Here is an 11,930-nt window from a genome sequence, read left to right as displayed (position 1 = left end):
AAGGTTAATACATGCTCCTGTTGTTAGGGAGGCAGCACCTAATAACTTTTCTGAAATCTTTATTTTCCACTTTTGTCCATTTAAAAATAATAACTTCATAAATCTTTTTATCATTTTGAGAATAAATATCTGATGCTGAAATTAATAAAAATGATAGGAATAAATAATGTTTAAGCTTCATACGTTTGATAATTTTATTATAATATAAATTAGTGCTAACTTGTTTAATAAAACAAAGTCATCTAAATCCGGGTAGATATTTATGGTAAATTCACACAATTATTTATTTTCAAATATATGTATATTTTACTTTATATTATCAAAAGGGCTTTGATTTCTACATTGCCAAAATTGGTATTCCTTATTCTCTGATGACTTTCCATTGCTAATTTTTAAACGTTTGAACATTCATTCTCTTTTGATTTTTTCTAAAATATTTCTTTGCTATAAACTTTTTTAAATCTCTTGTTGAATCTGATGATTTTCCATTTTTCTGACTAAACATTTAAATGCATATGATTGCTAATTATAAGATGACAGAAAATAGTTTCTTTGTTTTTAATGCAATGATCTAAGCATCCGATTACAATTTCTTAGATATAAAAAAAACTGCGCAAAGTCAAAGACATTTGCGCAATTTTTCATGAGAAGACTCCGGATAGCGGGAGTAGAACCACAATACTCATAACTTCAAAGTAAAATTTAATTAATAAATACTGATTACCAATGTCTTTTAATTTCAAAATCAAAAACCACAAAATTGATACATTACCGAAAACGTACCTAGATAACTAAGCAACCGAATCGTATAATTTCAGTAACAAAACTAAAAACAATAATATTGAGAAAAATATAAAGATTAATGAAGTGAATTTTAATTGTTTTAGATACCCTTCAGAGCTTCTTCTTTCTAATAACTTATTATAATAACTCCTCGTCAATTTAAAATTTAATAAAAACTTATAAAACTCAAGTCTTTTTAATTCTCTTTTTTGAAATTTTACTGGATTAATTAAAACATACAATCCAAAAATTAAAGAGAATAAAGCCAAAACAAAGGTGAGTACATTTTCCATATTTAACTATTATAATTTAATCAAAATCATATATTGGCCAAGTATAACCATAACTGGCTCCCCCTCCTGGTGTAGTTATTCCTGCACCTACTGAGTACTTTCCTCCTAACGGATTTGATCCAGAAGAAGACACTTGACCACCTATCCAATATCCACCACCTACAGAAGATCCCCAACCTGTCAAAAAACTCGACATATCACTTTCTGTTTTATTTGGCTGATTTATTAGTTTATTACCCATAAGGCTAAATCCAACTCCTTTTCCTCCCAAACCTGGAAGAATAGATCCATATAATTGACCAAATTTATCAAAAGTAACAGTACCTGTTAAAGTAACAGGACCAAATACATTTGCCGAAATTGATAATGTGGTATAATCTACAATTGGAGTAGTAGTAGTTGATTTAGTTTTTATTGCATCGGTATTTTCAGGTACATTATCATTAGATGTTGTAGACTGTGTAACCGCTTCGCCTTGTTTACTTATACTACCAGTATCTGCTTTATCAACCTTTGCAGTATCACTATTTTCATCCCAAGATTTATCTGAATGTAAATATACAGTTGTTCCTCGCTCTGATGTATAATTCACCTCTTTACCCAGATATTTTTCACCAGATTTTGTGGTAGAATTCGATGTAGCATTATCGTCCCAATAGACACTTTTATCAGCTCTCGCAACCCAATCTGGAGGCTTAACCTCCATTCCATCAGGATCAATAAAAAATACAGGATTATTAAGAGCATAAGTGTATGGATTAAATCTACGTGATTTCTCTGCCAGCGGGTCGAATCTCATCCATCTACCAATTGCAGGATCATAATTACGTGCCCCATAGTCGTACATCCCAAGCCCCAGCTCGTCTTGCAGTTCTTTCCCGTTGTACTTATACTTATAAGGGTTTTCGGCTATTTTTACAAGGTTTTACCTGTTAAATACAAAATTTTCAAGAACATGTTTTTAAAGGATAAACTTACTGTTTTATTACTCAAATCCAAAAGTAAATTTTTAAAACAGCCATAAAAATAACCAGGCTTTTACTGAAGCAGATTGTTCGTCTGTTTAATCTTTTTAAATGAGTTCTGAGTGTCAAATTTTTTCTTTCAATATGATTTGTTCCGAAACGTTTAATAGAATGCATTTTCTCATCAATCAGATACCTGTAATTTTTTAATCTGTCCGTAAATATCTTTTTAGCGTCAGATAATTTTAAAGTTTCCAGAACACGGTTCAGAGTTTTATTGGTTCGTTTTCCAACATTAAAACTCACAACTGTTTTAGAATTCTTTTCCAATGCATAAACCAGCCAGATATAATTTTTCTTGTGTCTTATATAGGTACACAGCTCATCGACTTCATAAGTTTTGCCTTTGCTGATAATTGGCTTGGAAATACTTCTTGCAATAGAAACAATCCTTTTCAATAATGTTGTAGTAGAAATATTTAATATTCTTGCTGTGCTTCTTATTCCCAAACCCTCTTTGGTTAATTGAATGATATTTTGGTTTATATCTCCTTTATAAGCCAGATATGCATAATTTTCAACTCTAGTTTTGCCGCATGCTCTGCAAATATATCTTTGATTACCAGACTTTGTCTTTCCATACTTTATCATATTTCGAATGTCACCAACACATCTGTAACACTTAGTCTGGTTTGACTCCATTTTTTTCGATTTAAGGCATTATAAAATAAAAAAACAGCCCAAAGGCTGTTTTAATTTTTATGCGATATTAATATAAATATCTGATTTTCTGTAAATGTCAGATGAAATATTTAACCACCAAAGACATCTGATACATTACCAATTCTTTTTCAGTTTGTTACGTCGCTATTTTATAAAAACACCTAATCTGTAACACTACCCTCTTCGCTGAGCGGGGTGTTAAATACAATAATAAAACACATTATTCTTTTTTTGATTCCTGTATTAACTCATCAAAATATTCATTATAATTAAATGTTTGCTTTATCTTATTGTCTTTATATAGGGTAATAACAGCTTGGTTCTTAATTTTAACAATTGAATCCCCAACTTCTACTTGGTCCCAAAAATTTCTTTCTAAAGAAATCACTTCACTACTTTTAAATTTTAACATAGGAGTAGCATGTTCTGATGAATCAACATATTTTTCAGAGACAATACCTGAATATGACTCTTTCTCTATCTCTAAGCATACTTTTGTAAAATTTTTCATTTACAGAAAGATAATTAGCAACAAAAATAACTATAACTACTAATATTGCTAGAGCAATCAATCTAAGTGCATTTTCTTTGCTTTTTGACATATTTTCTTTGTTTAAAAATCCCAAACCCATGTTGTTGTTTCAGATACAATAGCACCAATATTTAATTTAGCAGATGGAGCATTTAATCCTGGTGATATTGCTCCTGTAGTATATCCTGTTTTATCTCTTCCAATTTTTCTAAAACGATCTAATAAATCATATTCAACTTGTGGGCTTGTTCCTCCGAAAGTAACTCCACCACCTCCTAAAGGAGTATTTATCCCTGCAGATAGTTCAAGTGAAGTTCCTGCAAAATCTCCAAGCAAAAATTGCCCTTTATGTGTTGGTGTTATTTCTGACATATTAATACCAACATCTTCTCCACCACCATAATTCGCTTTAAAACTGAAGTATGCTCCCCAGTTTTTTCTCGCATCTTTAACAAAACCAATTTCAATACCAAAACCTCCTCCTACAGCAAACCCTGCCCCCAATCCATAAGATTTACCTTTAGTAGCTTTCTTTCCTTGTACCACAACTTCATTTAATTGTTCTGCTGGTAAATCAATTCCATTCGGCAAACCATCTGAACCAGTATGTTGTGCATTCCCTGTATCTGTACCCTGCCCTTTTTTAGATGGGTCAATAGCAGTTGCACTTTTTCCATTACTTCCTGAAAAAATACCACCATTATTAGTCCATTTTGTATCTTCATCATTTGCCGATTTATCCCACATGTCCTTTATAGCATCTTGTGAAAGCATTCCATCAGGGTCAGTAAATCTTATTGGATTATTGTAAGCGTAGTTATATGGAGACCATCTACGAGACATTTCTGCTAGTGGATCAATATTCATCCAACGACCAATTGCAGGGTCATAATTACGTGCTCCGTAATCGTATAGATTTAACGCGAAGCCCCCAATAGTCTCGTCTTGGAGCTCTTTACCGTTGTACTTATACTTATAGGGTTCTGTAAACCTTTTTTATATAAAACACCCCCTTGCAAAAAATCTCCATATAAAGAACGTCCAGTTACATTTTTCTATAATACGAAAGTAGATTTAGTTCTGTTATTTTCCTAATAATAATACAGTCAATTTATCCCACAAAAAAAGCCCTCAGAAATGAGGGCTTTCGATTGTATTGAAATAATATTTTATAAAGAACTAGCTTTAATTCTTACGATTTTACCGTCCTTCATGACAACTAAATCGCTGTTAGTTTTCTTTTTAGACTCAATCAATTTTTCATAAACTTTATCCATTGCGTCTATAATCTTCTTCTGAGTGGGAGTTGTTTTGTGCTCTTCCATTCTATTATTATTAATCGTCGTAATGAAACCTGCACTGAATAATAGTACATTTCTGGTCGACTCCTTTTGTACCTGAAACTTTATAAACTAATCTGTCTTCACCAGTAATCCTTCTTGACCAATAACCCTTCAGATCATATTTCAATGGTTCGGGTTTTCCTATTCCTCTAAATGGATCTTGTCTGATCGATTTAAGCAGTACCCTAATCCTGACAGCAATATCCGGATCAGTATCCATCCAATATTCAAAATCTTCCCAGCCTTCTGTTGTAAAACTAAAATCCATTTTAAGCAGGTTCTAGTTCGTCTAGATTGAACGTCTTCAATTCGCCTTTTTCGACTTGCTGAATCGATTTGGCTAGTCTGGTTCTGTTAGCCTTAGTAGATAATAAATGCTGGGTTTCTGTCATTGAATTATATTCTTTAATTGAGATAATCACTACTGCATCATCTTCATCGTTTCTTGGAACGATAATAATTTCTGATGAATCTGACACTTCATCGAAGTATCCTTTAATGTTTTTTCTAAGTGTTGAAATAGTAACCGCTTTCATAATACTCTTTTTTATCGTACATTTTTGTACGTTCAAATGTACTAATAATTAATGGAATATAATATGCCATTAATAAACTTTAACAGTTGAGCATCATTCTATAAATTCTCTGGGCATCATAAAGCCGGAAAATATCGATTTATTATTTCTCTCTGGTGTGAGCTGTTCACTTTGATATATTTTTCCGTAGTCCCCGGCCATTTATGCCCTGCCAGTTCCTGAGCCTTTTCCAAAGAAATATTTTTCTCATTGAGCCAGTTGCAGATCACGCTCATCCTGATGGTCTGCGGATTGAGCTTCCGATCGGGAAACAATGCTCTGAGCGGATCAATCATCCCATGAATACCGCCAACTGTAATCGGCTTTCCAAGCTTGGTTATAATTAACTTATCTGTTTTGCACCGAAGCATTTCAGGTCGGGTTTCCTGCAGGTAATTGAAAAACAGGATCATCTGTCTGGGTACTAGATTCATTGTACGCTTATTGAGATTATTGGAAGCTTTGATATAGACAGTTCCATTATCCAGATCAATATCTTTTACATTTAATCTTATTATCTCATCGCTGGTCAGTCCCTGATAAATCAGCAATGACAGCAATACATTGTTTCTCACATCCAGATGCTTGTAGCGGTTTTCCCGTTCCAGGAGCAATTGCAGTTCTGCACTGCTGAACAGATCCTGAACCTGTATCGCCTCATTGCTGTTTACTTTAATATTAAGGCGCTTGCATGGATGGTCATTTCTGTAGCCGTTCATCACCAGATAATCATAATATTTTTTGATTGCCGATAAGATGACAACACGATATTTGCTGTTGGACTGCCTTGTGCTTATCTCGTCCATATACTTGACGATATTCCCGTATTTGTACCGCTTGGCTTTCGGATTCAATTTTAAAAAGTGATTGATCGCAAACAGATAGCTTGATACGGTCTGCGGGCTGTAATTTTGGAGCAGGAACTGCTCTAGTGTCTGTTTTGGCATAGCTGGTTATTTAAAAGGTTACGATCGGTTTTCGTTTCTTGTTTTTAAGAGCGTAGATATAGGTTGTATTGATATCGGAATGTCCAAGAAACCTTCTTATAAAATCAATCCCAGCATTATTCTCAGCCAGATGATTGGCAATGCTGTGGCGCAGGCAGTGGAGCGTAATATCCTTTTGGATAAGCTGAAAATCCTTGGTCTGCTCGATCATTTTCTTTAGGATGTCATTCAGGTTTTCACCTGTGCTCCGCTTTCCTTTGGAATTGATAAAAAAAGCTTCTTCGATCTGGTTTTTTCCTGCAAGCCTTTGACTGCGCTCTTCCTGAATGTACTTTTTTAAGTATCCCATAACCGTGTCGCTCATGGGAACTTCACGCCTCTTGCTGTTTTTTCCGCTCCTGACCACAACCATTCCCGTTGCCAGTTTCACATCCTTTAAATCCAGCGCACTGATTTCAGAACGCCTGAGCCCGCATCCATAAGCTACCGAGAGCAGGGCACGTTCGAGTTCGTTTTCTGTATGCATGTATACCGTTTTTATCTCTTCAATACTGAGTGTGTTTCTTGACTCTCGTGTTCCTCCATCATAAGAAGGAATATAATAGCCGTTCTCAATTTCCTTATTTTCCATTAGATTCAAAAGGAACAGCCCCTGTACGAAAAGATGGAATTTGATGCTCTTCTGCGACAGCGTTCCTTCGCCCCTCAGCTTTGGCCTTGCAATTAGATACTCGAAGTATTTGATTGATTCTTTGGAAGTCAGCTCCTGAATCCTGCTGATTCCTGATTCTTCCAGCCAGAGCAGGAATTCTATCAAGGTATTTTGGTACATTCTGCTGTTACCGGTCTTATAATTCCTGACCTTTATAAAACTGTCAAAGGCATCCAAGAGCCTTCGAAAATCTTTATTTTGTATCCTGTTTTTCATCTTTTTAGTGTTCTATAATTATTATAATTGAAACCCGTCGCTTGCGCACTCCGTGGAACACGGAACACCAGTATCGTATGGTCAGTAAACACTGGGGCTTCGGCGTTCCGCTGGCGTTCCGGGGCGTTCCATTTTTTTCTTTTTTTGCGCTTTTTTCGCATTTTTAAGATTCTAAAATTGCTCCAATTGTACGCTCAGCTCTTTCTTGATCTTGCTTTTGAGTTTTTCCATATTGTCCCAGTAACTTATTACATACTTAAAGCCCCTGTTTACCGATCCTTCAATAGCCTGAATGTATTCGAGTTCCTGTAACAACAGCATATATCGGAAAGAAGAGGTTTTGCTGATATTGAGTTTCTGGCGGATTTCCCTATTGGTAAAACGGTGCGTTGTACCATTCTTTTGGCTCTTTACATAACCTTTGAGGTTCTCAAAAAACTGTCTTGTACTTTTGTCGAGTTCATCCACTTTGATGATAATGGAACTAAAGAAAATATCAACAGCGGATTTCACATCTTCCTTTGTGGCTATAAGCCTGCCTTTGCTGTCTGTTTTTCTTTGGTACTGGTGCAGGATCGTAATCTGTGAAACAAAGTTTTGGAACTGGCTGTTTAGTCTTCTGAGCATCTTGGCTTCAAGGGGAAGTATAAGTTTGTCTGCAAATGGATTAATCACCTCGTAGGATTTGAGTACACGCATGGCATTTCTGAGAAGCTGGGTTGCCTGCAACTCATTTTCATTGTTTCCTTTTCCCGCTAATTTTTTGTTTTGGATAGCTATGATCCGCATGGTCTGCGCCTGGCTTTCATCCACGCCCAAGATTACAGAACGGCTCATATTGTCATAATATACCTCGGCTTTGGTCGTGGTTGTCATGCTGGCAAAGTGTGCCTGTACCTGTTTTATTCTTCCCCTGTTGTTTCCAAAAATGTCTTTGACTACTGTGGAGCTTGTCAGGAACTTTGCCGACTGCATTTCACGAAAGGCGTACTGCGCCTCTTCATCAAGTCCGTCAAAATCCTGAATCACAATCAGTTTATTGATAAGTTCCTTATCTCTGTAGTGGTATAAGGATTTGCTTGTAATTCGGGTCATGTTCATCACATCTTCCTGAGGCATGCACTGCGCAATCCCGTTAATCAGATGGCTTTTTCCTTCCCCGCTTGATCCCTGCACAATGGCGTGCATGAGGTAAGGCATTTTATAACTCGAAGCGAGCACGAAAAGAACCATCCTGTTTTGTTCTTCCCCGACAATTCCGTTCTGTTCCAACAGCTTGTTTATGTTTTCAAGCAATTGCGGTTTTGAAAGAAATTCGACCGCTTTCTCATGTGACTGCGGTGTAAGTTCCTTTTCCGAATAGCGGTCTGTAATGGGATTTATTTCCGCATCAAAGAGTGCTTCCCGATGCTGTTCCAATAAATCCGTCAGCTGTAGGAAGTCTGTTTCGAGTTCCTGAAAGTCAAACCCTTGTTTTTCGGAGAGTTCCCCGCACTGGCTCTGAACGCTTCCAAAATCAAAAAGGTCAACTTTCAGCCTGTGTTTTTTCTGTGTAGTATGTGCCACGATCTGTAATGACACCCTGAGGTTGCCAGAATCCATCGGCAGGTTGCCCACAACATAAAAGATGCCGGCAATGCCTGTATAGCTGATTTTATAGCCGTTTACGATCTGCAGGGCGCTTCCTGTCTTTTCTGTTTTTGCATTTTTTAAAAGATTCGATATTCCTTCGCTTCCATAATTGACCCACATGTCATTCAGACTGTGTCCCTCGGGAAGTTCCACTATCGAGAGTGGAACGTCGGGTCTGATCTCCTGCATTTGTAACCTGATCTTTTCCATTTTCTCACCGCTTAAAGATTATTATTTCTTCCAATTCATATAATGACCTGATAACTTCTAAATGCTGTTCCAGCAGTTCCCCGTCATGCAGGGCAATTACCGATTCCCTTTGATCCAGTACCTTGCTCTGTATCAGACTGGCGCAGTCAATGACTGTCGATGCCAGATATAATTTCTTGGTCAGGGGATTCGGATAGGCAGGATAGATTCCTTTGCTGTTCAGGTACTGCTCTTTCTGTTCGTCCAGATCAAAGCGCAGTGCAAAAAAATTCACTATGCTGTTGTCCTGACTCAGAAGAGGAAAAATTAGCCCGTACCGTCCAAAGACGGTATAGGCTGTCATTCCTTGTTCCCGGACAGGCGCATCGCTTTTGGCAAGCATTCCCAGCCTTTCAAACTGGTCTTTTGCCTGCTGTTCCCGGCGGTGGTGGAACTGTCCTGAATTAAAACCGATCCGAAGATCTGAATATTCCAGTCCGATACTCTTAAGGTACTCCTTTGGCTTTAAGGCCTTCGCACTTCGGATACCCGTTTCAAAAGACCGGAAAAGTGATTCTAAACTTTCCATACTATTTTAATGATTTCTATTTTTTTGGAGGTAAAACGGCCGAAGCCATGAGCAGTACTACATTATATCAAAGAAGAATCAAGGTCTTGCTGTAAATATAAAGATGCGTTTTTGAAGTTGTTGCATTATAGGCACTGCTGGCACTATTTGTCTTGTGATGGCGTAATGAAGACAATTTATTTTTCATCGCTGGGCTCTAGTACCCAGCAATCCTGCAGATAGATATTATTAGATGAGCAAGCCCGGAATGGGCTTTCATAATTGCGGAAGATCGCAGGGCGGAGGTCTTATAGGATAAATTAAGGAGAAGGTTTGGTACATAACCGGGGAATTGTATTTCTAATGGCAGGCAATTAAAAAAATCCCAATAATGTATGCTATCAATTTTTTATATACGGTACATTGAAATTCGTGTTTCATACATTTGATGCAGATTACACATCCTTGCAAACAGGCTTAAAGCCTTGGTTTCCTGCGCTTATCCTTGCGTTTCATCTGATTGGCAAATGCTGTTTCCTGAAAATCTTCTCCCTGCGCCTGGGGCAGTAAATTTCCAAAGGCTTCAAAAATATTGTTATCCTGCCCGCTGTAAGGCGTATCTTCTTTCGCTAAGAAGTCAGACTGGTTTTGTGGCTCGCTGATCTGATTCTCTGCAGGGGTAATTTTCTGTGAAACAGTTTCTTCTTTTTTGGACAGCTCTGCCTTATTTCCGTTATTCCACCAGTCATTGAATACATTGGCCGACAGGTTTTTGCCAAGCTCAGAACCGTTGAAGACTGTTTTAGAATTATGGTCTATAAAAGTAATCCCGTAAATACGTCCATTGTCATTCCTGCGAACCACGGCATTAATGCCTTCTTCTAACAGTTTTTTCTTAATTCCGTTTCGTTTAAAGCATTCTGCATAACGGATTCGATCCTGTCTCTAACTGATTCTCTGGCAGGATTATTTTTTAGTTTTATCCTGCTCTGCCCATAGTGGGATTCAAGTTGTGCCAATCCTGCACTTTTTCCAAACAGGGAAGCCTTAAACGGATTGCTGGCCTTTTCTCCCTTGTCATTGAGTACAAAATACACAAGTCCCTGTTTTGGGATTCCGTTGTATTCGCCCTTGATTTCTTCGGCTGTAATCTTAAAAAGGGAAAGCAGTGCATTATACGCCCCGAAAGTCTGGAACTGGTAGTATTTAGGCAGGTGGCGGATCACCGATGCCATCTGGCTTTTTATATCGCCTTCTTTGTAATTTATGGGTTTGAATGTGGGGCTCTGCGGATTGTCTTTTTTTTCAACCGCCGATATCAGTCCGTATTCTTTTTCGAGTGTCCGACAGACCGCCATAGAATGCCTTTTTTCAAATTTGTCTGATATTTTCCTGCCGTCTTCGTCCACGCAGACCGATACGATATGGATATGGGTGCGGTCAATATCGGTGTGCTTGAACACCGCAAAAGGCTGTTCCCCGTAGCCCATCTGCTTCATATATTCCTGCGCCATATTCTCAAAATCGGCATCGCTTACCTTGTCTTTCGGGTCAGGGTTCAGCGAGATATGAAGTATCGGTTTTTCCGTTTTTCGGTTGGCCAGAAGATGCAGGTCAAAAGAACGGGATAATTGTTCCATGGAATAGCTCCCATCAGGAGCTTGGATAATATTCTGGGTATATAAAATCTGTGCATTCGCTTTCTCTACTTTTTGGTAATTGTAGGCCAATGCACCGTACAAGCTTGCGCCTCTTGAGATTTTCGCTATCATCTTACGGGCTTTCTTTCAGGTGCTTCTCTTCAAATTCCGCCGTAAGCTGTATTATCTTTTGCGACAGCAAAACAAGTTCAGCGGTCTGCATTTCCAGCTTGTACAGATACGCAAGGGCTTTCTTCTCGGAAAAGTTACTATTGAGCATTTTTACGATCTGGTTGTAATTCACTCCCACAGCCCTGAACTGCCCGAATAAGGCAGTCAGGCGCATGTAATATTCCACAGCCGTCTTGTCAACCTTGATCGTTTTGATGCCCTTTTGGAAAATGCAGGCTGTTATGAAGTGTGCCATTACATCCATGCCGGACTGCTCAAAAAGGGACAGGAATCGGGCATTCTCTTCCGCATTCAGGCTGATGGAATAACGGTGGACTGCGGGATCTGTTTTGGGATGCCTGCCTCCTTTGTACGGGTTGGTTCTGCTATTTTCTTCCATGACTTTTAGTATTACATAATTTGAAAACCAATATATTTTATTATAAGCTGTGCCCCACAGATTTGTCACAATCTGGTAGCATTTGGCTTGCGCTGTCAAGGTTTGAATTGCATCCGTGACATCTGAAAGCCAAGTAAAGCCGTTGGAGGACACTTTAAGGTAACGCTCCATTTTCGGGATTAATTTTCCGAGGTGCTGCCTCCCTAACAACAGGAGCATGTATTAACCTTAGCAATACGTA

At 37.9% G+C, this 11,930-nt stretch carries 12 protein-coding genes and 2 pseudogenes; all 14 read right to left on the bottom strand.

Features of this window, described 5'->3' with window-relative positions:
• Window positions 1-791 precede the first annotated feature (791 nt).
• Entirely contained in the window at window positions 792-1,076 is a 285-nt protein-coding gene (locus AC1RYN_RS06305; protein WP_481806272.1) for a hypothetical protein, read from the bottom strand.
• Between the two features lie 16 nt (window positions 1,077-1,092).
• Window positions 1,093-1,923 carry an RHS repeat-associated core domain-containing protein gene (locus AC1RYN_RS06300; protein WP_481806271.1) on the bottom strand — a complete coding sequence of 277 codons (831 nt, stop codon included), beginning with the start codon at window positions 1,921-1,923 and terminating at the stop codon, window positions 1,093-1,095.
• Window positions 1,924-2,065: 142 nt separating this feature from the next.
• Window positions 2,066-2,743, bottom strand: coding sequence for an IS1 family transposase (locus AC1RYN_RS06295; protein ID WP_481806270.1), 678 nt, complete (start codon window positions 2,741-2,743; stop codon window positions 2,066-2,068).
• 241 nt (window positions 2,744-2,984) lie between these two features.
• Window positions 2,985-3,275 (bottom strand): hypothetical protein, encoded by a 291-nt coding sequence (locus AC1RYN_RS06290; RefSeq protein WP_481806269.1) that lies wholly within the window; start codon window positions 3,273-3,275, stop codon window positions 2,985-2,987.
• 102 nt (window positions 3,276-3,377) lie between these two features.
• Window positions 3,378-4,262, bottom strand: a pseudogene (locus AC1RYN_RS06285) (RHS repeat-associated core domain-containing protein); the annotation flags it as partial.
• A 203-nt stretch (window positions 4,263-4,465) separates the two neighbouring features.
• Complete coding sequence (locus AC1RYN_RS06280; RefSeq protein WP_481806268.1) at window positions 4,466-4,621, bottom strand: hypothetical protein; 156 nt, start codon at window positions 4,619-4,621, stop codon at window positions 4,466-4,468.
• Between the two features lie 10 nt (window positions 4,622-4,631).
• Window positions 4,632-4,907 carry a Txe/YoeB family addiction module toxin gene (locus tag AC1RYN_RS06275; protein WP_481806267.1) on the bottom strand — a complete coding sequence of 92 codons (276 nt, stop codon included), beginning with the start codon at window positions 4,905-4,907 and terminating at the stop codon, window positions 4,632-4,634.
• A gap of 1 nt (window position 4,908) precedes the next feature.
• A complete protein-coding gene (locus tag AC1RYN_RS06270) occupies window positions 4,909-5,175 on the bottom strand; it encodes a type II toxin-antitoxin system Phd/YefM family antitoxin (RefSeq protein ID WP_481806266.1) in 267 nt (88 codons plus the stop codon).
• A 116-nt stretch (window positions 5,176-5,291) separates the two neighbouring features.
• Window positions 5,292-6,161 carry a tyrosine-type recombinase/integrase gene (locus AC1RYN_RS06265; protein ID WP_481806265.1) on the bottom strand — a complete coding sequence of 290 codons (870 nt, stop codon included), beginning with the start codon at window positions 6,159-6,161 and terminating at the stop codon, window positions 5,292-5,294.
• Between the two features lie 10 nt (window positions 6,162-6,171).
• Window positions 6,172-7,089 (bottom strand): tyrosine-type recombinase/integrase, encoded by a 918-nt coding sequence (locus AC1RYN_RS06260; protein ID WP_481806264.1) that lies wholly within the window; start codon window positions 7,087-7,089, stop codon window positions 6,172-6,174.
• A 171-nt stretch (window positions 7,090-7,260) separates the two neighbouring features.
• A complete protein-coding gene (locus AC1RYN_RS06255) occupies window positions 7,261-8,931 on the bottom strand; it encodes a hypothetical protein (RefSeq protein WP_481806263.1) in 1,671 nt (556 codons plus the stop codon).
• A 4-nt stretch (window positions 8,932-8,935) separates the two neighbouring features.
• Window positions 8,936-9,499, bottom strand: coding sequence for a hypothetical protein (locus AC1RYN_RS06250; RefSeq protein ID WP_481806262.1), 564 nt, complete (start codon window positions 9,497-9,499; stop codon window positions 8,936-8,938).
• A gap of 456 nt (window positions 9,500-9,955) precedes the next feature.
• Window positions 9,956-11,250 (bottom strand): annotated as a pseudogene (gene mobB / locus AC1RYN_RS06245) (conjugal transfer protein MobB).
• Window position 11,251: 1 nt separating this feature from the next.
• Complete coding sequence (gene mobA, locus AC1RYN_RS06240) at window positions 11,252-11,689, bottom strand: conjugal transfer protein MobA (protein WP_481806273.1); 438 nt, start codon at window positions 11,687-11,689, stop codon at window positions 11,252-11,254.
• Window positions 11,690-11,930: the final 241 nt, after the last annotated feature.

This window comes from Flavobacterium sp. TC780 (assembly GCF_056783245.1).
Note: the sequence above shows the minus strand (reverse complement) of the source record. Positions and strands in the feature narration are given on the sequence as shown.

Excerpts from the sequence above, each read along its gene's own strand:
- AC1RYN_RS06275 (WP_481806267.1), bottom strand. The coding sequence starts at position 4,907 with ATGGATTTTAGTTTTACAACAGAAGGCTGGGAAGATTTTGAATATTGG.
- AC1RYN_RS06290 (WP_481806269.1), bottom strand. The coding sequence starts at position 3,275 with ATGAAAAATTTTACAAAAGTATGCTTAGAGATAGAGAAAGAGTCATAT.
- AC1RYN_RS06295 (WP_481806270.1), bottom strand. The coding sequence starts at position 2,743 with ATGGAGTCAAACCAGACTAAGTGTTACAGATGTGTTGGTGACATTCGA.
- AC1RYN_RS06300 (WP_481806271.1), bottom strand. The coding sequence starts at position 1,923 with ATGTACGACTATGGGGCACGTAATTATGATCCTGCAATTGGTAGATGG.
- AC1RYN_RS06265 (WP_481806265.1), bottom strand. The coding sequence starts at position 6,161 with ATGCCAAAACAGACACTAGAGCAGTTCCTGCTCCAAAATTACAGCCCG.
- AC1RYN_RS06250 (WP_481806262.1), bottom strand. The coding sequence starts at position 9,499 with ATGGAAAGTTTAGAATCACTTTTCCGGTCTTTTGAAACGGGTATCCGA.
- AC1RYN_RS06305 (WP_481806272.1), bottom strand. The coding sequence starts at position 1,076 with ATGGAAAATGTACTCACCTTTGTTTTGGCTTTATTCTCTTTAATTTTT.
- AC1RYN_RS06260 (WP_481806264.1), bottom strand. The coding sequence starts at position 7,089 with ATGAAAAACAGGATACAAAATAAAGATTTTCGAAGGCTCTTGGATGCC.
- mobA (WP_481806273.1), bottom strand. The coding sequence starts at position 11,689 with ATGGAAGAAAATAGCAGAACCAACCCGTACAAAGGAGGCAGGCATCCC.
- AC1RYN_RS06255 (WP_481806263.1), bottom strand. The coding sequence starts at position 8,931 with ATGGAAAAGATCAGGTTACAAATGCAGGAGATCAGACCCGACGTTCCA.
- AC1RYN_RS06280 (WP_481806268.1), bottom strand. The coding sequence starts at position 4,621 with ATGGAAGAGCACAAAACAACTCCCACTCAGAAGAAGATTATAGACGCA.
- AC1RYN_RS06270 (WP_481806266.1), bottom strand. The coding sequence starts at position 5,175 with ATGAAAGCGGTTACTATTTCAACACTTAGAAAAAACATTAAAGGATAC.